Consider the following 22,738-nt stretch of genomic DNA (forward strand, 5'->3'; position numbering starts at 1 on the left):
TTTTAATAAATCAGGAGTTGCCCTATATTAGCCCAACGCACTTCAATTGGTTACAAGCCTCCATGAAAGACATAGATACACTCATCAGCAACAACGCACTATGGTCAAAAATGCTGAGAGAAGAGGATCCCGGATTTTTTGCGACGCTATCGCAAGCGCAAAAACCCCGCTTTTTATGGATAGGGTGTTCCGACAGCCGCGTCCCTGCTGAACGTTTAACCGGGCTTGAGCCTGGCGAATTGTTTGTTCACCGTAACGTAGCCAACCTTGTTATTCACACCGACCTTAACTGCCTTTCCGTGGTGCAGTATGCCGTTGATGTGCTGGAAGTTGAACACATTATTATCTGCGGCCACTATGGCTGCGGCGGCGTACAGGCGGCGGTTGAAAACCCGGAGCTGGGCTTAATCGATAACTGGCTGCTGCACATTCGCGATATCTGGTTCAAACATAGCTCATTGCTTGGCGAGATGCCGCCGGAGCGTCGCATGGACACATTATGTGAGCTAAATGTGATGGAGCAGGTGTACAACCTGGGCCATTCGACAATTATGCAATCGGCGTGGAAACGCGGCCAGAAGGTGATGATTCACGGCTGGGCCTATGGTATTCATGACGGCCTGCTGCGCGATCTCGACGTTACGGCAGTCAGCCGTGAAACCCTGGAGCAGCGTTACCGCCACGGGATTTCCAACCTCAAGTTAAAGCACATCAATCATAAGTAGTGCAGGGATGGGCGGGTGACGGCAGTGCCTTACCCGGCCTACCGACCTGCGCCGTTGGTATTGCCGGGTGGCGGCTGCGCCTTACCCGGCCTACGTCGCAGGTTGTAGGCCTGATAAGCGAAGCGCCATCAGGCGCTCCCGCAGATTACTCGTCTAACATCACCACTTTGCCAACATACGGCAGATGACGATAGCGCTGGGCGTAGTCGATACCGTAGCCCACCACGAATTCGTCAGGAATGGCGAAGCCCACAAACTCAACCGGCACGTCCACTTCACGGCGGGACGGTTTGTCCAGCAGCGTGCAGATAGCCAGCGACTTCGGCTCACGCAGGCTCAGAATCTCGCGCACTTTCGACAGCGTATTACCTGAGTCGATAATGTCTTCGACGATCAGCACGTCTTTCCCACGGATGTCTTCATCCAGGTCTTTGAGGATCTTCACGTCGCGGGTGGTAGACATACCGCTGCCATAGCTGGATGCCGTCATGAAATCGACTTCGTGCGGTACCTGCACTTCACGGCAGAGATCGGCCATGAACATGAATGAACCGCGCAGCAAACCCACCAGTACCATTTCGCTGCCGCTATCTTTATAGCGTTCGTTAATCTGACGACCCAGTTCGGCGATACGCGCTTTGATCTCCGCTTCCGGGATCATCACTTCAACAGTATGTTTCATTTAACTAACCACATGATTTTAAATGTAAATCACTCAACCTGTTAACCAGAGCCGCGAGGTTGATCAGCAAGCGGGAAAGTATACCAGCAAAACGATTCAGGCGGTTAATTGGATAATAAAGCTCATTTTGTGATTTCGATCACACTTGTTAAATCCTATAATCAAATGAAAGCAATAATTAACAAACAAACGGACACCTTTCTATGGCTGAAACAAACTATCAACAACCCCGGCTGCTCGCGAGGCTCACCGCCCTCTTCGCGGCATTTTGTAGCCTGTATCTTCTGATAGGCGGCGTCTGGCTGGTCGCGATTGGCGGCTCCTGGTACTACCCCATCGCTGGGCTGGTCATGCTGGCCGTCACCGTATTGCTGTGGCGCGGCAAACGCTCAGCGCTATGGCTGTACGCCGCGCTGCTGCTGGCAACGCTGATCTGGGGCGTATGGGAAGTCGGCTTCGACTTCTGGGCGCTCACGCCGCGCAGCGACGTGCTGGTGATCTTCGGCGTATGGCTGATTCTACCATTCGTCTGGCGTCGCCTGCCCGTGCCGTCCAGCGGCGCGGTGGGCGCGCTGGTGGTGGCGCTGCTGATCAGCGCCGGTATTCTGACCTGGGCCGGGTTTAACGATCCGCAGGAAGTGAACGGCACCCTGAACGCCGACGCCACGCCTGCTGAACCGATCTCTCAGGTCGCCGACCAGGACTGGCCAGCCTATGGCCGTAATCAGGAAGGCCAGCGCTTCTCGCCGCTTAAGCAGATTAACGCCGACAACGTGCATAATCTGAAAGAAGCCTGGGTGTTCCGCACCGGCGATCTGAAGCAGCCGAACGATCCGGGTGAAATTACTAACGAGGTGACGCCGATCAAAATCGGCAACATGCTGTACCTGTGTACTGCCCACCAGCGCCTGTTCGCACTGGATGCGGCCACCGGTAAAGAGAAGTGGCACTTCGACCCGCAGCTGGGCACCGACCCAAGCTTCCAGCACGTGACCTGCCGCGGCGTGTCTTATCACGAAGCGACGGCGGCGAACGCCTCGCCTGACGTGGTATCCGACTGCCCGCGTCGTATCATTCTTCCGGTTAACGACGGGCGTATTTTTGCCCTCAACGCCGACACCGGTAAGCTGTGCGAATCCTTTGCCAACAAAGGCATTCTGAACCTGCAAACCGACATGCCGGTCACTACGCCGGGGATGTACGAACCGACTTCACCGCCGATTATCACCGATAAAGTGATTGTGATTGCCGGTGCGGTAACCGATAACTTCTCTACCCGTGAGCCGTCTGGCGTCATTCGTGGTTTTGACGTCAACAGCGGCGAGCTGCTGTGGGCCTTTGACCCGGGTGCGAAAGATCCGAACGCGCTGCCGCAGCCAGGACAGCACTACACCTTTAACTCGCCGAACTCCTGGGCCCCGGCGGCCTACGACGCGAAGCTGGATCTGGTGTATCTGCCGATGGGCGTGACCACGCCTGACATCTGGGGCGGCAACCGTACGCCAGAGCAGGAACGCTACGCGAGCTCGATTGTGGCGCTCAATGCCACCACCGGTAAGCTTGCCTGGAGCTACCAGACCGTTCACCACGATCTGTGGGATATGGATATGCCGTCCCAGCCGACGCTGGCGGATATTACCGTAGACGGTAAAACGGTGCCGGTTATCTATGCGCCGGCGAAAACCGGTAACATCTTCGTACTGGATCGCCGTAGAGGCGAGTTGGTTGTGCCAGCACCGGAAAAACCGGTTCCTCAGGGCGCAGCCAAAGGCGACTACGTCAGCAAAACCCAACCGTTCTCCGATCTGAGCTTCCGTCCGAAGAAAGATCTGACCGGCGCGGACATGTGGGGCGCCACCATGTTCGACCAGCTGGTGTGCCGCGTGATGTTCCATCAGCTGCGCTATGAAGGCATCTTCACCCCACCGTCTGAGCAGGGTACGCTGGTGTTCCCGGGTAACCTGGGGATGTTCGAATGGGGCGGTATCTCCGTCGACCCGAATCGCCAGGTGGCCATCGCCAACCCAATGGCGCTGCCGTTTGTCTCGAAGCTGATTCCACGCGGCCCGGGTAACCCGATGGAACCGCCGAAAGATGCGAAATCCAGCGGTACTGAATCCGGTATTCAGCCGCAGTACGGCGTGCCGTTTGGCGTGACCCTGAACGCGTTCCTGTCGCCGTTTGGCCTGCCGTGTAAACAACCTGCCTGGGGTTATATCTCAGCGCTGGATCTGAAAACCAACGAAGTGGTGTGGAAAAAACGTTTAGGTACGCCGCAGGATAGCCTGCCGTTCCCGCTGCCGGTTCCGCTGCCGTTCAATATGGGTATGCCGATGCTGGGAGGCCCGATCTCCACCGCGGGTAACGTGCTGTTTATCGCAGCGACCGCCGATAACTATCTGCGCGCTTATAACATGAGCAACGGTGAAAAACTGTGGCAGGGACGTTTGCCAGCAGGCGGTCAGGCAACGCCAATGACCTATGAAGTAGATGGCAAACAGTACGTGGTGATCTCCGCAGGCGGTCACGGTTCGTTTGGTACGAAAATGGGCGACTATATCGTGGCCTATGCGCTGCCGGATGACGTGAAGTAACGCGAAGTGAGTCGATGTGCCGGATGGTGGCTTCCGCCTCATCCGGCTTACAACGTGGCGACGTGATATACCGCATGCCATCGCTTTGTAGCCCGGATAAGCGCTAGCGCCATCCTGCATTTCTTGCCCCAAAAAAAAGCCACCATGCCCAACGGCATGGTGGCTTTTCAATTGGTAAGCGCGTTATTTATCGAATTTCAGCGACAGCAGCGACGCTTTGGCCGCGCTTTGATACTGCTCGACCAAATCCTGGGTCATGTTAAATGCGACCTGTACCGCCTTACCATCCTGAGACGTAATCAGCATCAGGTTGAGAATTTCACTGTCCGGCGCCTGAACGCTAAAAGTCAGGATCCAGGCCTTGTGCCCATCAACCGTTACCGCTTCTGCTTTCGGCTTCAGCGTTTCCATCATCTTGAGCATCACATCTTTGAATTCATCGATTTTATCCGCCGGTAACGGATTACGCCCGGCTGTGATCCCCAAAGACGCTTTGCCTTTTTCATCACCATAAATAACCTGCGGACGGTTTTCCGACGGGTATTTTACCTTCGCCATCTCTTCTGACATTGGCGACATGCTGGTAGGTATTTCAATGCTCAGTTTTAACTCGGGTACCGCTTTACGCTCAAGCATCATCCCCGCAGTGGCGGAAAACGTCACGAATAACGCCAGGCAGGCGACGGTTACTTTACGAAAAAAATCCATTTTTACCTCATACTTGAAGTCCACGCAAAATTGCGCCTCAAGTATATTCTTCTGCCACGCAACGAGATGAATAACGGACGCTTTTTCAGAAAAGCGCCCGGTCCGAATCCATAACGTTTAACAGAGATTATGCGGTGGTAAACCCGAGCATCATCCCCGTGTCTTCATGCTCCAGCAGGTGGCAGTGCGCCATATACGCCTGCTCTTTTGTCGCCTCGTGGTCGAATTTCACCAGCACTTCGCTGACGCCGCCTTCTACTCGTACCGTATCTTTCCAGCCCGTTCGGTGCGCCGCCGGTGACTGGCCGTTTTCTCGCAGAATACGGAACTGGGTACCGTGAATATGGAACGGATGCAGCATCATGTCGCCCTCGCCGGAAATCACCCAGCGCTCAAATTTCCCCTTTTCCGCCGCAAACATCGGCTGGTTCATATCGAAGGCTTTACCATTGATCTTATTGGCATTGTGGAAATCGAACTTGCCGCCACCGTGCTGCATGTGGCCCATATTGCCGTGGTCCATCTTCATCCCGCCATGATCCATCATACTGCCGTGATCCATCCCACTCATCGCCTGATTGCCGTACTTCTGCATCAGCGCCTGCATCCCCATCATATCGAGCATCGGGTCCATGGAGAGCTGAAGCTTACGCTCGGTGAGACCCTCCAGCGACGGCAGCGCTGGCATCGTAGCCAGCGTATCCGGCAGCGTACCGGAGCCGGGAATACCAATGGGCTGAATATGCAGCACCGGCATTGCCTTATCGAACGGCGCAACCGCCATGCCCATCTGGGTCACCGGTAACGTCAGCAGGTCGAACGGTTTACCGTCGCGCACGTCGACCAGCACCTCAAAGCGCTCACCCATCAACAGCGGCAGTTCGCTGACCTTAACCGGCTCGGCCAGCAGGCCGCCGTCGCTGGCCACCACGTATAGCGGGCGTTTATCGCTGGCGGCCAGCGTCAACGAGCGGGCGTTACAACCGTTCAGCAAACGCAAACGCAGCCAGCCGCGCGGCGGCGCATGCTGTGGGAAAGGCGCGCCGTTGGTCAGCAGCGTATCGCCAAACCAGCCAACCGCAGCGCTCATCACGTCGAGCTGATAGTCTATCTCACCGGCCGCAGTAAATTTTTTGTCCTGCATAATCACCGGCACATCATCAATGCCCCACTGCTTTGGCAGCATCAGCTTCTGGCTATCTTCATCGTCAATCAGCACCAGCCCGGCCAGCCCCATCGCCACCTGATGCCCGGTTTTTCCATGCTGGTGCGGGTGGAACCAGCAGGTCGCCGCGCGCTGGGTGGGCGTAAAGCTCACCGTGCGGCTACCGCCGGGTGGAATAATCCCCTGAGGACCGCCGTCGACGTCGCCCGGCACCTCCAGCCCATGCCAGTGCACGGTGGTCTCCTCGGGCAAGTTGTTCTGCACGTTTACCGTCACCGGTTTCCACTGTTGCAGGCGAAGGGCCGGCCCTAGCAGGTTGCCGTTATAGCCCCAGGTGGTCGCCGCTTTTCCGGCAAACTGCGTCTTCCCCGCCTGCACGGTCAGCAGGATCTGGTTATTGGCGTCGGCGGTTAACAGCGGAGGGATCGCAAGCGTTGGGCGTTCGGCGGCAAACACCGCTCGGCTCCACAGCGGCAGGGCGCTGACAACGCCGACGGCGGCGCTGAATTTGAGAAAATCACGACGATGCATCGGTACATCCTTTTCGACTTTTGCTGATTATTTGAGCTTAAGCCTTCCCCCTACGGGAAGGTCAAGCGGAAAGCTATCAATAATGCTCCCCGTCGCATGGATAAGTATGTTAACGTTGAATATCGACGATGTAAGGTAGAAGAAATGAAGACGTTTTTCCGAACGGTGCTGCTTGGATCGCTGCTGGCGATGTCCAGCTCGAGTTATGCTTTAAGCGAGTCTGAAGCGGAAGATATGGCCGATTTAACGGCGGTATTTGTGTTCCTGAAAAATGACTGTGGCTACCAAAACCTGCCTAACACGCAAATTCGTCGCGCGCTGGTGTTCTTTGCCCAGCAGAACCAGTGGGATCTCAGCAATTATGACACCTTCAATATGAAGGCGCTGGGCGAAGACAGCTACCGCGATCTCAGCGGTATCGGCATCCCAACGGCCAAAAAATGCAAAGCGCTGGCGCGTGATTCGCTGAGCCTGCTGGCCTACGTGAAGTAAGGCTCAGAGCCCGATGGCGCTACGCTTATCGGGCCTATGTTTGGCAGTGTGCCGGGTAAGCGCAGCGCCACCCGGCACGCCGTAAACGCGAATTAACGCTGTTGTACAAACTCGCGGTACGCCGCAACAACCTGCAGGAAATCTTCTACGCCGCAAAGCGAGAGGCTCTCTTCGTCGTAGTAGCTCATCCCCTCTTCCATTTCGTCGCCGGAAAACTCCAGCTGGTTCGCGCGAACCATCACTTCTTCGCCGTCCATCCATAACGTATATTCATGCCCGGCGCGCTGCCAGGAACGTTCACTGCCTTTTACGGTGCGTGCAGCCTGTTCGACTTCATCCAGTAGCGAGAGGTTATCTTTCACCTCTTCATTGAACCAGTGACCGACCACCTCGTGGCCCATCGACATACGTACTTTTACCCCTCCGGTAACGTCGCGCAGAAATTCGTAATCCATGATCTGTTCCTCTACAAAGGCAATGCGTCACCGCTGCATTGTACCTATCTGTAATTATCGCAGCAGCGGGCCAGAAAAAAAGCGCGCGAGCTAGAGGTGATGCAAATAAAAATGCGCTCACCGTCTGCTTGAGCGCATTATCATCAGCGTTCGGGCATTATTTCACCGCCGTTGCGCGCTTCAGGAAAAGAGCATCGCCGCCGAGGTAGCCAGCTCGGTATCGCCATCGCGGGCGCCGCTGACGCCAACCGCCCCCACGCTCTGCCCGTCAATCACCACCGCGACGCCGCCCTGAAGCGACGAGACGTCCGGCGTCGGCGGGAAATGAGGCCGATCGCGATGGCAGCCTGATGCCAACACGCGGGAAGGCGAGCCGAGCTGTACCGCCGCGCGGGCTTGTTCGATAGCGGCATTAATGGTCACGCCCGATGCGTTATCATCGCGCGCGAAGGCGATCAGCCCGCCGTGAATATCCACCACCGCCACGCTGACCGACTGCTGCTGCTTTACAGCCGTGACGAGAGCGTGTTTAACCATCTGACGCGCGGCAAATAGCGTCAGCTGCGGGCGCGGCCTGACCAGTTGAGAAAGGGTAATATCGGACATGGCAAACTCTCCTTCGGACAAGAAGCGAATTGAAATTATGAAGGATATTGGCCTGCCGCACGGTCAAGAAATGTTGAGGGAAGCGTAAAAAGCAGTCAGCGATATTCAGGGCGGTATGGCGATACAGGCGCGGATAAAAAAAGGCGAGTGCCGAAGCCCTCGCCTTAATATTACGCTAGCGCGGTTATACCGCGGTCTGGAAAATCACGCCATCGGCTTTCTCGGTGTACTGAGACAGCTGGTCGAAGTTCAGATAACGGTAGGTATCCACCGCCGTCTTATCTACCTGCGCGACATAGGTCTGGTACTCTTCCGGCGTCGGCAGTTTGCCGATCAGCGCCGCGACCGCCGCCAGCTCCGCAGAAGCCAGGTAGACGTTCGCCCCGGTCCCTAAACGGTTCGGGAAGTTACGGGTAGAGGTCGACACCACGGTTGAGTTGTCCGCCACGCGCGCCTGGTTACCCATGCACAGAGAGCAGCCAGGGATCTCGATACGCGCACCGCTCTTACCGAACACGCTGTAGTAACCTTCTTCGGTCAGCTGAGCTGCGTCCATACGGGTTGGCGGAGCCACCCACAGGCGGGTCGGCAGCTGGCCTTTATGGTTATCCAGCAGCTTACCGGCAGCACGGAAGTGGCCGATGTTTGTCATGCAGGAGCCGATGAACACTTCGTCAATCTTCTCGCCCTGTACGTCAGACAGCAGACGCGCGTCGTCCGGATCGTTTGGCGCGCACAGGATCGGCTCTTTAATGTCAGCCAGATCGATGTCGATCACCGCTGCGTATTCTGCATCCGCGTCAGCTTCCAGCAGTTCAGGGTTCGCCAGCCATTTTTCCATGCCCTGTACACGACGTTCCAGCGTACGACGGTCGCCGTAGCCTTCCGCGATCATCCACTTCAGCAGCACGATGTTGGAGGTCAGGTACTCAACGATTGGCTCTTTGTTCAGCTTGATGGTGCAGCCCGCAGCAGAACGTTCTGCGGAAGCATCGGTCAGCTCAAACGCCTGCTCCACTTTCAGATCCGGCAGACCTTCGATTTCCAGGATGCGGCCAGAGAAGATGTTTTTCTTACCTTTCTTCTCAACGGTCAGCAGGCCCTGGCGAATCGCATACAGCGGGATCGCATGAACCAGGTCACGCAGAGTGATACCCGGCTGCATTTTGCCTTTGAAGCGTACCAGCACGGATTCCGGCATATCCAGCGGCATGACGCCGGTGGCCGCAGCAAACGCGACCAGGCCAGAGCCCGCCGGGAAGGAGATACCGATTGGGAAACGGGTATGGGAGTCACCGCCGGTACCCACGGTATCTGGCAGCAGCATACGGTTCAGCCAGGAGTGGATAACGCCGTCACCCGGACGCAGCGAGACACCGCCACGGTTCATGATGAAGTCAGGCAGCGTGTGGTGCGTGGTCACGTCAACCGGCTTAGGATAGGCGGCAGTGTGACAGAAGGACTGCATCACCAGGTCAGAAGAGAAGCCCAGGCACGCCAGGTCTTTCAGTTCGTCGCGAGTCATTGGGCCGGTGGTATCCTGAGAACCTACGGAGGTCATCTTCGGTTCGCAGTACGCGCCCGGACGAATACCTTTCACGCCACAGGCGCGACCAACCATTTTCTGTGCCAGAGAGAAACCACGGCTGCTTTCTGCCACGTCTTTCGCCTGACGGAAGACGTCGCTGTGCGGCAGACCCAGCGCTTCGCGCGCTTTGGTGGTCAGGCCACGACCGATGATCAGCGGGATACGGCCACCGGCACGTACTTCATCGATCAGCACGTCAGTTTTCAGCTCAAAGCTTGCCAGCAGTTCGCCGGTTTCGTGGTTACGCACTTCGCCTTTAAACGGGTAAACATCAATGACGTCGCCCATGTTCAGGTTGGAAACATCGACTTCAATTGGCAGCGCGCCCGCATCTTCCATGGTGTTGAAGAAGATAGGTGCAATTTTGCCACCGAGGCACAGGCCGCCGCCGCGCTTGTTCGGCACGTGCGGAATGTCGTCGCCCATGAACCACAGCACGGAGTTGGTGGCGGATTTACGTGAAGAACCGGTACCGACAACGTCACCCACATACGCCAGCGGGAAACCTTTCTTCTGCAATTCTTCGATCTGTTTGATCGGCCCCACTGCGCCCGGCTGATCCGGGTTAATGCCTTCGCGGGCGTTTTTCAGCATCGCCAGCGCGTGCAGCGGGATATCCGGACGAGACCATGCGTCAGGTGCCGGAGACAGATCATCGGTGTTGGTTTCACCCGTCACTTTAAAGACGGTCACGGTGATTTTTTCAGCCAGCGCTGGGCGGTTCAGGAACCACTCGGCATCGGCCCAGGACTGAATAACCTGTTTAGCATAGACGTTGCCCGCTTTGGCTTTTTCTTCAACGTCATAGAAGTTGTCGAACATCAGCAGCGTGTGCGACAGCGCTTTAGCGGCAATCGGGGCCAGCTTAGCATCGTCAAGCGCATCAATCAGCGGGTGAATGTTGTAGCCGCCCTGCATGGTGCCGAGCAGTTCGATGGCTTTTTCTGGGGTAACCAGCGGGGAAGTGGCTTCGCCTTTCGCAACGGCGGCGAGGAAACCCGCTTTTACGTAGGCGGCTTCGTCAACGCCCGGCGGCACGCGATTGATTAACAGGTCTAACAGGAATTCTTCTTCGCCAGCAGGCGGGTTCTTCAGCAGCTCAACCAGCCCGGCCATTTGGGTTGCATCTAAGGGTTTGGCAACAATCCCAATGGCTGCACGCTCAGCTACGTGCTCACGGTATTCTTTTAGCACGACGGTATCTCCTCGCTCTCATTGTCATATGCGGTCGGCGATCTCTTCACGCTCCTGTGAGACAGCAGTTTGTAGGGTAAAAGCCCGGTACCGCGAGGGCCAGCATAGCAGGATTTCCGGGGACTGTTAATCCGTTTACAAAAAAGCAACATTAAATATTTGCTGAATCGTTAATGTTGATATAAGAGAGCAGAAAATCACGCATTTGAATGGGAAAAAACCATCTGTTAGCAGCCGTGTTAGATATTTTGTTATTAAAATATTACTTATACGTGACAACCACTTCAGGCCATAAATGTGCACAGGTGTAAGCTCCTGTCACAATTTCCCCGCATTGGCAGAAATCCCTACTTTAATCAAAAAACAAACAGCAGTCTCATTATACTCGCGGCATATTCGCTCCCTCACCCGGACTGCGTCGTTCCCTGGAGACTCACCATGAACTTGCCTTTTAAGCCCCACTATATTGCGCTGGTGTGCAGCGCCGGGCTGCTGGCGGCCGCCGGTACGCTGTATGTCAAAAGCCGCGAGCCCGCCGCGCCGGAAGCCACACCTGCACCGGTCGTTGCTACGGCATCGCCGGCCACTGCGGCACCCACCTACACCGCCGCGCAAATCACCCAGTGGGTAGCGCCCATCGCGCTCTACCCTGACCCGCTGCTCTCACAGGTGCTGATGGCCGCCACCTACCCTGACAGCGTGTCCCAGGCGGTACAATGGTCAAAAGATCATCCCGGCCAGCAGGGCGATGCTGCGGTAAAAGCCGTTTCCGGGCAACCCTGGGACGTGAGCGTCAAGTCGCTGGTCGCCTTCCCGCAGCTGACGGGCATGATGGGTGAAGATCCCCAGTGGGTCACCAACCTCGGTAACGCTTTCCTGGCGCAACCGCAGGATGTGATGGATGCGGTGCAACAGCTCCGCCAGTTGGCACAGCAAACCGGTTCGCTGAAGTCGACGACGCAGCAAACGGTGACCGCCAGTAAACGTCCAACCCCTTCAGCCTCGGGAACGACGCACGCCGCCAGCAGCGCGCCAACGGTGATTAAGATTGAGCCAGCCAATCCGCAGGTCGTGTACGTGCCAAACTATAACCCGACGGTGGTTTACGGCAGCAGTTGGCCTTATACCGCCGCCCCACCGGTGTATCTGCCACCGCCCCCGGGGGAGCAGTTTGCCGACAGCTTTGTGCGCGGTTTTGGTTACAGCCTTGGCGTGGCAACCACCTACGCGATTTTCAGCAATATTGACTGGGATGATGACGATCGCCACCGCGATGACGATCATTACGATCACGGCGGCTACCAACATAATGGCGATAACATTAATATTAATGTAAATAATTTCAATAAAATAACGGGAAACAACCTGAGCGGTGAAACCCGCAACTGGCAGCATAATCCGGCCTACCGCGGTAATACACCTTATCCGAATAATACGGTAGCCAATCAGTTCCATCAGACCAACGTTGCCGGCGGCCTCAGCGCCACCCAGCACGCGGCACCCGATCGCGATACGCAGCGTCAGGCGGCGATACAGCAGCTCAATCAGCGTACTCATAGCAGCAGCAACGTACCGGACGCCACCGGCGCTCGAGATGCCCAACGTCGCGCCGCATCGCAGCAGCTTAACCATACCGTACAGCGCAGTAATTTCCGTGGCTATGACACCCCGGCCAGCCACACTGCAACGCGGAATTCGCCACCGCGCGGGAACGCGCAGCGCATCCCGTCATCGCATCCGCAACTGAGCGATACGCAGCGGCAAACGCTGCAAGCGCGTCGTGATGCCACGCACAGCAACGCATTCAGCGGCAATGAGAGTCGGGCCCCTTCCTGGCAATCGCAACAGTTACGCGGGCTGGAGAGCCGTCGCGCTTCCGGCCTCGGCGGCGAGCAGCATAGCAGTGGCCTTGCTGAGCACCATGAGTTCCGTCGACGCTAAAGGATAACAAGATGAAAAAGCAGATACAGATAGCGCTGCTGGCGCTGGCGATGTCGCCGCTGATGGCATGGGCACAGCAGACGTTTTCCAACCCGGATCAAGCCGCCAGCGCGCTGGTTGAAGCGGTCTCCAGCAAAGACGACAGCGCCCTGAATCGCCTTTTTGGCGATAACTGGCAGCAGTTTTTACCGCCCGACGGCATAGACCAGGACGCCGTCGCCCGCTTTCTGCGCGACTGGCAGCTCGGCCACCGGATTGTCATGCAAAACAGCACCGCCTGGCTGGACGTCGGCAACGACGGCTGGCGGCTGCCCATCCCCATGGAAAAAGGCGACACCGGCTGGGCGTTTAACATCGCCGCCGGTGAGGATGAGATCCTGACCCGCGCCATTGGCCGCAACGAGCTTTCGGCCATTGCAGCGATGCACGCCTATGTCGATGCCCAGGAAGATTACTATCAGCTGAACCACGCCTGGGCGCAGAAAATTATCAGCAGCGATGGGAAAAAAGATGGCCTCTACTGGCCCATCAAGCCGGGAGAGAACCCGAGTCCGCTGGGGCCAAACTTCAGCCCCGCGATGCCGGGTGAAGGCTATCACGGCTACCATTACCGCATTATCGCCGACGGTGATAAGGGCGAAGTCGCCCTGCTGGCCTGGCCGGTTGAGTGGGGACAAACGGGCGTCATGAGCTTTATGGTCGATAAGACCGACCGAGTTTATGAAGCCAACTTAGGCGCGGAGACAGCGCAAAAAGCGCAGGCTATTACCCAGTTCTCGCCGGACTCCAGCGTCGGCTGGCAGGCGGTAGCAGAATAAAAAAAGCGGCCCTTGGGCCGCTTGTCTCATTCCGGTCACCCGGAGAAAATTACTTCTTCTTCGCTTTCGGGTTTGGCAGGTCGGTAATGCTACCTTCAAAGATTTCTGCTGCCAGGCCAACAGACTCGTGCAGAGTCGGGTGAGCGTGGATGGTCAGCGCGATATCTTCAGCGTCACAACCCATTTCGATCGCCAGACCGATTTCGCCCAGCAGCTCGCCGCCGTTGGTACCGACAATCGCACCACCGATAACACGGTGAGATTCTTTGTCGAAAATCAGTTTGGTCATACCGTCTGCGCAGTCGGAAGCGATAGCACGGCCAGAAGCAGCCCACGGGAAGGTGGCGGTTTCATAGCTGATGCCTTTCTCTTTCGCTTCTTTCTCAGTCAGACCTACCCAAGCAACTTCTGGATCGGTATACGCAATGGATGGAATCACTTTCGGATCGAAGTAGTGTTTCTGGCCGGCGATAACTTCAGCAGCAACGTGACCTTCATGAACACCTTTGTGCGCCAGCATCGGCTGACCGACGATATCGCCGATAGCAAAGATGTGCGGTACGTTGGTACGCAGCTGTTTGTCGACGTGGATGAAGCCACGCTCGTCAACTTCTACGCCAGCTTTGCCCGCGTCGAGGTTTTTACCGTTTGGTACGCGACCGATAGCCACCAGCACGGCGTCATAACGCTGTGCTTCTGAAGGTGCTTTTTTGCCTTCCATGGAAACGTAGATACCGTCTTCTTTTGCTTCAACGGCGGTCACTTTGGTTTCCAGCATCAGGTTGAATTTCTTGCTGATACGTTTGGTGAAGACTTTAACGATGTCTTTGTCGGCAGCCGGGATAACCTGGTCGAACATTTCAACCACGTCAATCTCTGAACCCAGCGCATGGTACACGGTACCCATTTCCAGACCGATGATGCCACCGCCCATAACCAGCAGGCGTTTTGGCACTTCTTTCAGTTCCAGTGCGTCTGTGGAGTCCCAAACGCGTGGGTCTTCATGTGGAATGAATGGCAGTTCAATCGGACGGGAACCCGCCGCGATGATAGCGTTGTCGAAGTTGATGACGGTTTTACCGTTCTCGCCTTCCACTTCCAGGGTGTTTGCCCCGGTGAATTTACCCAGACCGTTTACCACTTTCACTTTACGGCCTTTGGCCATACCCGCCAGACCACCGGTCAGCTGAGTGATAACTTTCTCTTTCCAGGTACGAATTTTGTCGATATCGGTTTTCGGCTCGCCGAAGACGATACCGTGTTCAGCCAGCGATTTGGCTTCTTCGATAACTTTTGCAACGTGCAGCAGTGCTTTAGAAGGGATACAGCCAACGTTCAGACAAACACCACCGAGGGTGCTGTAACGTTCTACAATTACGGTTTCCAGACCTAAATCAGCGCAACGGAATGCAGCAGAGTAGCCCGCAGGACCTGCCCCAAGTACCACGACCTGAGTTTTAATTTCAGTACTCATCATGACCTCTATCATTTGTATCCGGCGGTCTGACGTTATAGTTATTACGCCCATCATCCACCGGGACGTTCTATCCGCGTGTATTTTACAAAATTGTTAACAATTTTTAAACAACAAACGGCAAACGATTTTGTCCTTTGTTGCTGATAACCCCTAACCACTCCGAGGTTACCAGAAAAAAGCCGGCCGTCAGGCCGGCTTTTTTATTACATCACCAGACGGCGAATGTCAGACAGCATGTTGTTGATGATGGTGATAAAGCGCGCACCATCCGCACCGTCGATTACGCGGTGGTCGAAGGAAAGAGAAATTGGCATCATCAGACGCGGCATAAACTCTTTACCGTTCCACACTGGCTCCATAGAGGACTTGGAGACACCGAGGATCGCCACTTCCGGCGCGTTAACAATCGGCGCGAAGTGGGTCGTACCCAGGCCACCGATGCTGGAGATGGTGAAGCAACCGCCCTGCATTTCGCCAGCGGTCAGCTTGCCATCACGCGCTTTCTTGGAGATCACGGTCAGTTCACGAGACAGCTCGGTAATGCTCTTCTTGTTCACGTCTTTGAAGACTGGAACAACCAGACCATTTGGCGTATCAACCGCCACACCGATGTTGATGTATTTCTTCAGGGTCAGGCGCTGACCATCTTCAGACAGAGAGCTGTTGAAGCGCGGCATCTGTTCCAGAGCGGCGGCAACGGCTTTCATGATGAAGACCACTGGGGTGAATTTCACGTCCAGTTTACGTTTTTCAGCTTCGGCGTTCTGCTGTTTACGGAACGCTTCCAGATCGGTGATATCGGTCTTATCGAAGTGAGTAACGTGCGGGATCATCACCCAGTTACGGCTCAGGTTAGCACCCGAGATTTTCTGGATACGGCCCAGTTCCACTTCTTCGATTTCACCAAACTTGCTGAAGTCCACTTTCGGCCAAGGCAGCATGCCCGGGATACCGCCGCCAGCGGCTGCAGCCGGAGCCGCTTCAGCACGCTTGATAGCGTCTTTCACGTAAGCCTGAACGTCTTCACGCAGGATACGACCTTTACGGCCAGAACCTTTCACTTTCGCCAGGTTCACACCGAATTCGCGCGCCAGGCGACGAATCAGCGGAGTGGCGTGAACGTAAGCGTCGTTCTCAGCGAACTCGGTTTTACCTTCAGCCTTCGCAGCCGGTGCGGCAGCAGGTTTAGCAGCCTGAGCCGGTGCAGCAGCAGGAGCTGGAGCCGCCGCGGCAGCTGGAGCAGCAGGTGCTGCGCCTTCCACTTCGAAGACCATAATCAGAGAACCGGTTTTGACTTTGTCGCCGGTGCTGATTTTGATTTCTTTTACGGTACCTGCGAACGGTGCCGGAACTTCCATAGAGGCTTTGTCGCCTTCTACGGTGATCAGTGACTGCTCAGCGGCAATTTTATCGCCCACTTTCACCATCACTTCGGTCACTTCAACTTCGTCACCGCCGATGTCCGGTACGTTAACGTCTTTCGAGCCAGAAGCCGCCGGAGCCGCTGCTGCTGCCGGAGCGGCAGCCTGAGCCGGTGCAGCAGCAGGCGCTGCGCCCGCCACTTCGAAGACCATAATCAGGGAGCCGGTGGACACTTTGTCGCCGGTGTTGATTTTGATCTCTTTCACCACGCCCGCGAACGGTGCCGGGACTTCCATGGACGCTTTGTCACCTTCAACGGTGATCAGAGACTGTTCAGCCGCTACGGTATCGCCGACTTTGACCATGATCTCGGTCACTTCAACTTCGTCGCCGCCGATATCAGGCACGTGAACGTCTTTTGCCGCTGCAGCAGCAGGTGCTGCTGCCGGAGCCGCTTCTTTCTTCTCTTCTGCCTTGGCAGGTGCAGCTGCTGCTGCACCGTCGGCGGAATCGAAAATCATGATCAGCTTGCCGGTCTCAGTTTTGTCGCCAACAGAGACTTTGATCTCTTTAACGATACCAGCCTGAGGAGACGGAACTTCCATAGAGGCTTTGTCGCCTTCTACGGTGATCAGCGACTGTTCAGCTTCAACTTTGTCGCCTACTTTGACCAGGATCTCGGTGATTTCAACTTCATCAGCCCCGATGTCCGGTACATTGATTTCGATAGCCATTGTTCTTTTACCTCTTACGCCAGACGCGGGTTAACTTTTTCTGCATCGATGTTGAATTTGGTGATTGCGTCAGCAACCACTTTCTTATCGATTTCGCCACGTTTAGCCAGTTCGCCCAGTGCCGCTACAACCACGTAGGAAGCATCAACTTCGAAGTGGTGACGCAGGTTTTCACGGCTGTCAGAGCGACCGAAGCCGTCGGTACCCAGTACGCGGTAATCGTCAGCCGGTACATAAGTACGAACCTGCTCAGCAAACAGTTTCATATAGTCAGTAGAGGCAACAGCCGGCGCGTCGTTCATTACCTGAGCGATGTACGGAACGCGCGGCGTTTCCAGCGGGTGCAGCATGTTCCAGCGTTCACAATCCTGACCATCACGTGCCAGTTCAGTGAAGGAGGTCACGCTGTACACGTCGGAGCCGACGCCATAGTCTTTCGCCAGGATCTGCGCTGCTTCACGTACGTGACGCAGGATAGAACCGGAGCCCAGCAGCTGAACTTTACCTTTGCTACCTTCGAGGGTTTCGAGTTTGTAGATACCTTTACGGATACCTTCCTCGGCACCTGCTGGCATTGCCGGCATGTGGTAGTTTTCGTTCAGCGTGGTGATGTAGTAGTAAACGTTCTCTTGTTTCTCACCGTACATGCGCTCCAGACCATCGTGCATGATGACCGCCACTTCGTACGCGTAAGATGGATCGTAAGAGATACAGTTCGGGATAGTCAGAGACTGAATATGGCTGTGACCATCTTCGTGCTGCAGACCTTCACCGTTCAGCGTCGTACGACCGGAAGTACCGCCTACCAGGAAGCCGCGAGCCTGCTGGTCGCCTGCCTGCCAGCACAGGTCACCGATACGCTGGAACCCGAACATGGAGTAGTAGATGTAGAACGGAATCATCGGCAGGTTGTTGGTGCTGTAAGAGGTCGCAGCCGCCAGCCAGGATGCGCCAGCACCCAGTTCGTTGATACCTTCCTGCAGAATCTGGCCTTTCTCGTCTTCTTTGTAGTAGGCAACCTGCTCACGGTCCTGCGGGGTGTACTGCTGGCCGTTCGGGCTGTAGATACCAATCTGACGGAACAGGCCTTCCATACCAAAGGTACGCGCTTCATCGGCGATGATCGGCACGAGGCGGTCTTTGATGGACTTGTTCTTCAGCATCACGTTCAGCGCACGGACGAACGCGATAGTGGTGGAGATCTCTTTGTTCTGCTCTTCCAGCAGCGGGCCGAAATCTTCCAGCGTCGGCAGCTCTAACTTCTCATCGAAGTTCGGCTGACGGCTCGGCAGGTAGCCGTGCAGTTTCTGACGCTGAGCGTGCAGATAGGTGTGTTCTTCAGAACCTTCCGGGAAGGTAATGTAAGACAGTTTTTCAACCTGCTCGTCGGTCACAGGAACGTTGAAACGGTCGCGGATGTAGCGCACGCCGTCCATGTTCATTTTCTTAACCTGGTGAGCGATGTTTTTACCTTCAGCGGTGTCACCCATGCCGTAACCTTTGATGGTATGGGCGAGGATTACGGTTGCTTTGCCTTTGGTTTCCTGCGCTTTTTTCAGTGCAGCGAAGACTTTCTTCGGATCGTGACCACCGCGGTTCAGGGCCCAGATCTGCTCGTCAGTCCAGTCGGCAACCAGCGCTGCGGTTTCCGGATATTTACCGAAGAAGTGCTCACGTACGTAAGCGCCGTCTTTGGATTTGAAGGTCTGGTAGTCGCCGTCAACGGTTTCGTTCATCAGTTGGATCAGTTTACCGCTGGTATCTTTACGCAGCAGCTCATCCCAACGACCGCCCCAGATAACCTTGATAACGTTCCAGCCAGCGCCCGCGAAGATGCCTTCCAGTTCGTTAATGATCTTGCCATTACCGGTAACCGGGCCGTCAAGGCGCTGCAGGTTACAGTTGATAACGAAGACCAGGTTGTCCAGTTTTTCACGGGTGGCGATGGTGATCGCACCTTTGGATTCCGGCTCATCCATCTCGCCGTCGCCCAGGAAGGCATAAACGGTTTGTTTGGAAGTGTCTTTCAGGCCACGGTGTTCCAGATATTTCAGGAATTTCGCCTGGTAGATAGCACCGATAGGACCCAGACCCATAGAAACGGTCGGGAACTGCCAGAAGGTTGGCATCAGTTTCGGGTGCGGATAAGAAGACAGACCTTTACCGTGTACTTCCTGACGGAAGTTGTCCATCTGCTCTTCGGTCAGACGACCTTCCAGGAAAGCACGTGCGTAGACGCCCGGAGAGATGTGGCCCTGGAAGTACACCAGGTCGCCGCCATCCTGCTCGTTGCGCGCACGGAAGAAGTGGTTGAAGCAGACTTCGTAGAAGGTCGCAGAAGACTGGAAGGAAGCCATGTGGCCGCCCAGCTCGAGGTCTTTTTTAGACGCACGCAGCACGGTCATGATGGCGTTCCAACGGATAGCAGAACGAATACGACGTTCCAGCTCCAGATTGCCCGGGTATTCCGGTTCATCTTCAACGGCAATAGTGTTGACGTAACCGCTAGCTCCTGCACCCGCCGCAACCTGAACGCCGCCTTTGCGGGCTTCAGAGAGCAGTTGGTCGATCAGATACTGAGCGCGCTCAACACCTTCTTCACGGATGACCGATTCGATCGCCTGTAGCCAGTCGCGAGTTTCGATCGGATCCACGTCATTGTGTAAACGTTCTGACATGGGTTATTCCTTATCTATCTAGTACGTTGATTTGTCTGGAACCTGTCCCATTGCGCTTTCGTGGGAAAACGCAATAAGACAGGTTCTGCGTTTAGTTGCCGCGCGCTAAAGGCGCATTTCTACATTTTCTGGTCAAACGACTGCCAGAAAAAAGCTTATTCCTTTCGCTGCTGGAGGCGGCGTAACGAGCGCTCACGGCGGCTCTGTTCACGGCTGCGGTCCAGCAAAATCTCTTCGATGAAGGCCAGGTGGCGGTGTGACGCTTCGCGCGCCTGTTCGGGCTCGCCGGCCATAATCGCTTCGAAAATGCCTGTACGATGATTGCTGACCAGCGGGAGCATCTCCCGGCGGGCGTACAGCAGTTCAAAGTTCTGGCGAACATTTTGCGCCAGCATCGGCTCCATACACCGTAGCAGGTGAAGCAGCACCACGTTGTGGGCAGCTTCGGTGACCGCAATTTGATACTGGACGACGGCGTCTGATTCAGCGTCAAGGTCGCCCGACTGCTGAGCCCGCTCAATGGCCTGATGCAGCTCGCGAATGCGTACGCGATCTTCATCAGTGCTGCGCAGTGCCGCGTAATAAGCCGCGATACCTTCCAGCGCGTGACGGGTCTCTAGCAGATCAAATTGGGATTCAGGGTGGTCGGACAGTAGCTCAACCAGCGGATCGCTGAAGCTCTGCCATAGGCTGCTCTGAACAAAAGTCCCGCCGCCCTGACGACGAAGCAGTAACCCTTTGGCTTCGAGGCGTTGAATCGCCTCACGCAGCGAAGGGCGGGAAACGTCGAACTGTTTTGCCAGCTCGCGTTCAGGTGGAAGTTTTTCGCCGGGGCGTAAGGTCCCCTCGAGGATCAAAAACTCCAACTGCTGCTCAATCACATCGGATAGTTTTGGTTGGCGGATTTTGCTGTAGGCCATTGTTCCCTGTCTCTGCCATTAGCCCGGAGTCAATTGGTCTTACCAATTTCAAGTTCGTAGCGCTAAAGTAACAAAGTATTCACCTTATGTCCATACAGGTTTTGATTGAAATCAGTAAACCCGGCACTTTTTAACAACATTACAGAAATGATGTTTCAGAAATGTAACTTTGCACAAAAAACAACTTTACCTATAAAGAAGTATAATTAACTAAAACCAAACAAAATTAAGCAAACTGAACCGTTTCAATTAATCAATTACTGAATTTAAATTCAATAAAATGAATATAAATTCAGTAATTGCGAATTTTTCATTTTTTTGCGCCTCGTGACTGCTGTTGTCTTTTTATCCAATTCGTCATCATCCCTTCACAAAGCAGGTGCATTCCGCCGCACTTACCACTATTCTGCTCATGACGAAAGAGCCTTACCTCTTTTTAAGAAAAGCATTTCGTAAATAAAACAATACAGAAAACGGAATTTCTTAAGTACATACGCACAACAGCGTCACAATAATAACCACACACGAGGTTTCACAATGGAAGGTCAACAGCAAGGCGCACAGCTTAAGCGCGGCCTTAAGAACCGCCATATACAGCTGATCGCTCTGGGCGGCGCTATCGGCACCGGCCTGTTTCTTGGCAGCGCCTCCGTTATTCAATCTGCCGGTCCCGGTATTATTCTCGGCTACGCTATCGCCGGTTTTATTGCCTTTATGATCATGCGCCAGCTTGGCGAAATGGTGGTGGAAGAGCCGGTAGCAGGCTCCTTCAGCCACTTTGCCTATAAGTACTGGGGCAACTTCGCCGGCTTCGCATCAGGCTGGAACTACTGGGTGCTGTACGTTCTGGTTGCCATGGCGGAACTGACCGCCGTCGGTAAATACATCCAGTTCTGGTGGCCAGAGATCCCAACCTGGGCATCGGCGGCCGTCTTCTTCATTGCTATCAACGCCATCAACCTGACCAACGTGAAAGTGTTCGGTGAGATGGAGTTCTGGTTTGCCATTATCAAAGTGGTGGCCGTTATCGCGATGATCCTGTTCGGCGCATGGCTGCTGTTCAGCGGCACCGCAGGCCCGCAGGCGACCGTTCGCAACCTGTGGGAACAGGGCGGCTTCCTGCCGCACGGCTGGATGGGGCTGGTGATGATGATGGCGATCATCATGTTCTCCTTCGGTGGCCTTGAGCTGGTGGGTATCACCGCAGCAGAAGCGGATAACCCGGAACAGAGCATCCCGAAAGCCACCAATCAGGTTATCTACCGTATTCTGATTTTCTATGTGGGCTCGCTGGCGGTACTGCTCTCGCTGATGCCGTGGACCCGCGTCACCGCAGATGTCAGCCCGTTCGTGCTTATCTTCCATGAGCTGGGTGACTCGCTGGTGGCAAATGCCCTGAACATCGTGGTGCTGACCGCTGCACTCTCCGTGTACAACAGCTGCGTATACTGCAACAGCCGTATGCTTTTCGGCCTGGCGCAGCAGGGTAACGCCCCGAAAGCGCTGCTGAGCGTGGATAAACGCGGCGTACCGGTGAACACCATTCTGGTTTCCGCCGTCGTCACCGCGCTGTGCGTGCTGATCAACTACCTGGCCCCAGAGTCCGCATTCGGACTGCTGATGGCGCTGGTGGTCTCGGCGCTGGTGATCAACTGGGCGATGATTAGCCTGGCACACATGAAGTTCCGCAAGGCAAAACAGCAACAGGGCGTGACCACGCGCTTCCCGGCGCTGTTCTACCCGCTGGGCAACTGGATCTGCCTGGTCTTCATGGCCGCAGTGCTGGTGATTATGGTGATGACCCCGGGTATGGCCATTTCCGTGTGGCTGATTCCGGTATGGATTCTGATCCTCGGCATTGGCTACCTGTTTAAGCAGAAAGGCGCCAAAACCGTTAAAGCGCTGTAATACTCCCCGCCCCCTCACCTCCTGAGGGGGCGTTTACCTCTATGTTACCTGCCTCACAGTTTCCTTTTCGCAGCAATTTTATCCATATGATTAACGTTATCCTGCTACGCATTTCGCCGTTTAGCTGCCAATAATCTCCTCCATATTATTCGGGAGAGGT

16 protein-coding genes are annotated in these 22,738 nt (G+C 55.4%); 6 read left to right on the top strand and 10 right to left on the bottom strand.

Annotation, left to right across the window (positions count from 1 at the left end; genetic code table 11):
- The first annotated feature begins 62 nt into the window (after positions 1 to 62).
- Complete coding sequence (gene can, locus H7R56_RS20330; RefSeq protein WP_106925477.1) at positions 63 to 725, top strand: carbonate dehydratase; 663 nt, start codon at positions 63 to 65, stop codon at positions 723 to 725.
- A gap of 145 nt (positions 726 to 870) precedes the next feature.
- On the opposite strand, the gene hpt is transcribed toward can, so the two are convergent.
- On the bottom strand, positions 871 to 1,407 hold the full coding sequence (gene hpt, locus H7R56_RS20335; protein ID WP_182928386.1) for a hypoxanthine phosphoribosyltransferase: 537 nt from the start codon (positions 1,405 to 1,407) through the stop codon (positions 871 to 873).
- Positions 1,408 to 1,610: 203 nt separating this feature from the next.
- Between hpt and H7R56_RS20340 the strand changes: the two genes are divergently transcribed.
- Positions 1,611 to 4,001, top strand: coding sequence for a glucose/quinate/shikimate family membrane-bound PQQ-dependent dehydrogenase (locus tag H7R56_RS20340; RefSeq protein ID WP_106925468.1), 2,391 nt, complete (start codon positions 1,611 to 1,613; stop codon positions 3,999 to 4,001).
- Between the two features lie 183 nt (positions 4,002 to 4,184).
- Here the strand turns inward: H7R56_RS20340 and H7R56_RS20345 are convergent, their stop codons facing one another.
- Together H7R56_RS20345 and cueO are read right to left on the bottom strand one after the other, a co-directional pair.
- On the bottom strand, positions 4,185 to 4,709 hold the full coding sequence (locus H7R56_RS20345) for a hypothetical protein (protein WP_106925641.1): 525 nt from the start codon (positions 4,707 to 4,709) through the stop codon (positions 4,185 to 4,187).
- 127 nt (positions 4,710 to 4,836) lie between these two features.
- On the bottom strand, positions 4,837 to 6,405 hold the full coding sequence (cueO, locus tag H7R56_RS20350; RefSeq protein WP_106925466.1) for a multicopper oxidase CueO: 1,569 nt from the start codon (positions 6,403 to 6,405) through the stop codon (positions 4,837 to 4,839).
- 144 nt (positions 6,406 to 6,549) lie between these two features.
- Between cueO and H7R56_RS20355 the strand changes: the two genes are divergently transcribed.
- Positions 6,550 to 6,897 carry a YacC family pilotin-like protein gene (locus H7R56_RS20355; RefSeq protein ID WP_062772020.1) on the top strand — a complete coding sequence of 116 codons (348 nt, stop codon included), beginning with the start codon at positions 6,550 to 6,552 and terminating at the stop codon, positions 6,895 to 6,897.
- 92 nt (positions 6,898 to 6,989) lie between these two features.
- Here H7R56_RS20355 and yacL read toward each other — a convergent pair whose 3' ends face one another.
- The 3 genes from yacL to acnB all read right to left on the bottom strand — a co-directional run bounded on the left by yacL (position 6,990) and on the right by acnB (position 10,740).
- Entirely contained in the window at positions 6,990 to 7,352 is a 363-nt protein-coding gene (gene yacL, locus H7R56_RS20360) for a protein YacL (RefSeq protein ID WP_064547505.1), read from the bottom strand.
- A gap of 180 nt (positions 7,353 to 7,532) precedes the next feature.
- Positions 7,533 to 7,958: a GlcG/HbpS family heme-binding protein gene (locus H7R56_RS20365; RefSeq protein ID WP_106925464.1), complete on the bottom strand. Its 426-nt coding sequence runs from the start codon at positions 7,956 to 7,958 to the stop codon at positions 7,533 to 7,535.
- Between the two features lie 184 nt (positions 7,959 to 8,142).
- Positions 8,143 to 10,740 (bottom strand): bifunctional aconitate hydratase 2/2-methylisocitrate dehydratase, encoded by a 2,598-nt coding sequence (gene acnB / locus H7R56_RS20370; protein ID WP_106925462.1) that lies wholly within the window; start codon positions 10,738 to 10,740, stop codon positions 8,143 to 8,145.
- A 438-nt stretch (positions 10,741 to 11,178) separates the two neighbouring features.
- On the opposite strand from acnB, the gene H7R56_RS20375 reads away from it, so the two are divergent.
- Together H7R56_RS20375 and H7R56_RS20380 are read left to right on the top strand one after the other, a co-directional pair.
- Complete coding sequence (locus H7R56_RS20375) at positions 11,179 to 12,681, top strand: DUF3300 domain-containing protein (protein WP_106925460.1); 1,503 nt, start codon at positions 11,179 to 11,181, stop codon at positions 12,679 to 12,681.
- An 11-nt stretch (positions 12,682 to 12,692) separates the two neighbouring features.
- Positions 12,693 to 13,499, top strand: a complete 807-nt coding sequence (locus tag H7R56_RS20380) for a DUF2950 family protein (RefSeq protein ID WP_106925458.1) — start codon at positions 12,693 to 12,695, stop codon at positions 13,497 to 13,499.
- 49 nt (positions 13,500 to 13,548) lie between these two features.
- Here H7R56_RS20380 and lpdA read toward each other — a convergent pair whose 3' ends face one another.
- The 4 genes from lpdA to pdhR all read right to left on the bottom strand — a co-directional run bounded on the left by lpdA (position 13,549) and on the right by pdhR (position 20,670).
- Positions 13,549 to 14,973 (bottom strand): dihydrolipoyl dehydrogenase, encoded by a 1,425-nt coding sequence (lpdA, locus tag H7R56_RS20385; RefSeq protein WP_106925639.1) that lies wholly within the window; start codon positions 14,971 to 14,973, stop codon positions 13,549 to 13,551.
- Positions 14,974 to 15,179: 206 nt separating this feature from the next.
- On the bottom strand, positions 15,180 to 17,072 hold the full coding sequence (aceF, locus tag H7R56_RS20390; RefSeq protein ID WP_106925456.1) for a pyruvate dehydrogenase complex dihydrolipoyllysine-residue acetyltransferase: 1,893 nt from the start codon (positions 17,070 to 17,072) through the stop codon (positions 15,180 to 15,182).
- A gap of 14 nt (positions 17,073 to 17,086) precedes the next feature.
- On the bottom strand, positions 17,087 to 19,750 hold the full coding sequence (gene aceE, locus H7R56_RS20395) for a pyruvate dehydrogenase (acetyl-transferring), homodimeric type (protein ID WP_106925454.1): 2,664 nt from the start codon (positions 19,748 to 19,750) through the stop codon (positions 17,087 to 17,089).
- 155 nt (positions 19,751 to 19,905) lie between these two features.
- Complete coding sequence (pdhR, locus tag H7R56_RS20400; RefSeq protein ID WP_106925452.1) at positions 19,906 to 20,670, bottom strand: pyruvate dehydrogenase complex transcriptional repressor PdhR; 765 nt, start codon at positions 20,668 to 20,670, stop codon at positions 19,906 to 19,908.
- A gap of 537 nt (positions 20,671 to 21,207) precedes the next feature.
- Here pdhR and aroP point away from each other — a divergent pair.
- Positions 21,208 to 22,578, top strand: a complete 1,371-nt coding sequence (aroP, locus tag H7R56_RS20405) for an aromatic amino acid transporter AroP (protein ID WP_106925450.1) — start codon at positions 21,208 to 21,210, stop codon at positions 22,576 to 22,578.
- The last annotated feature ends 160 nt before the right edge of the window (positions 22,579 to 22,738 follow it).

The organism is Klebsiella sp. WP3-W18-ESBL-02 (genome assembly GCF_014168815.1).
Classification (GTDB): Bacteria; Pseudomonadota; Gammaproteobacteria; order Enterobacterales; family Enterobacteriaceae; genus Kluyvera; species Kluyvera ascorbata_B.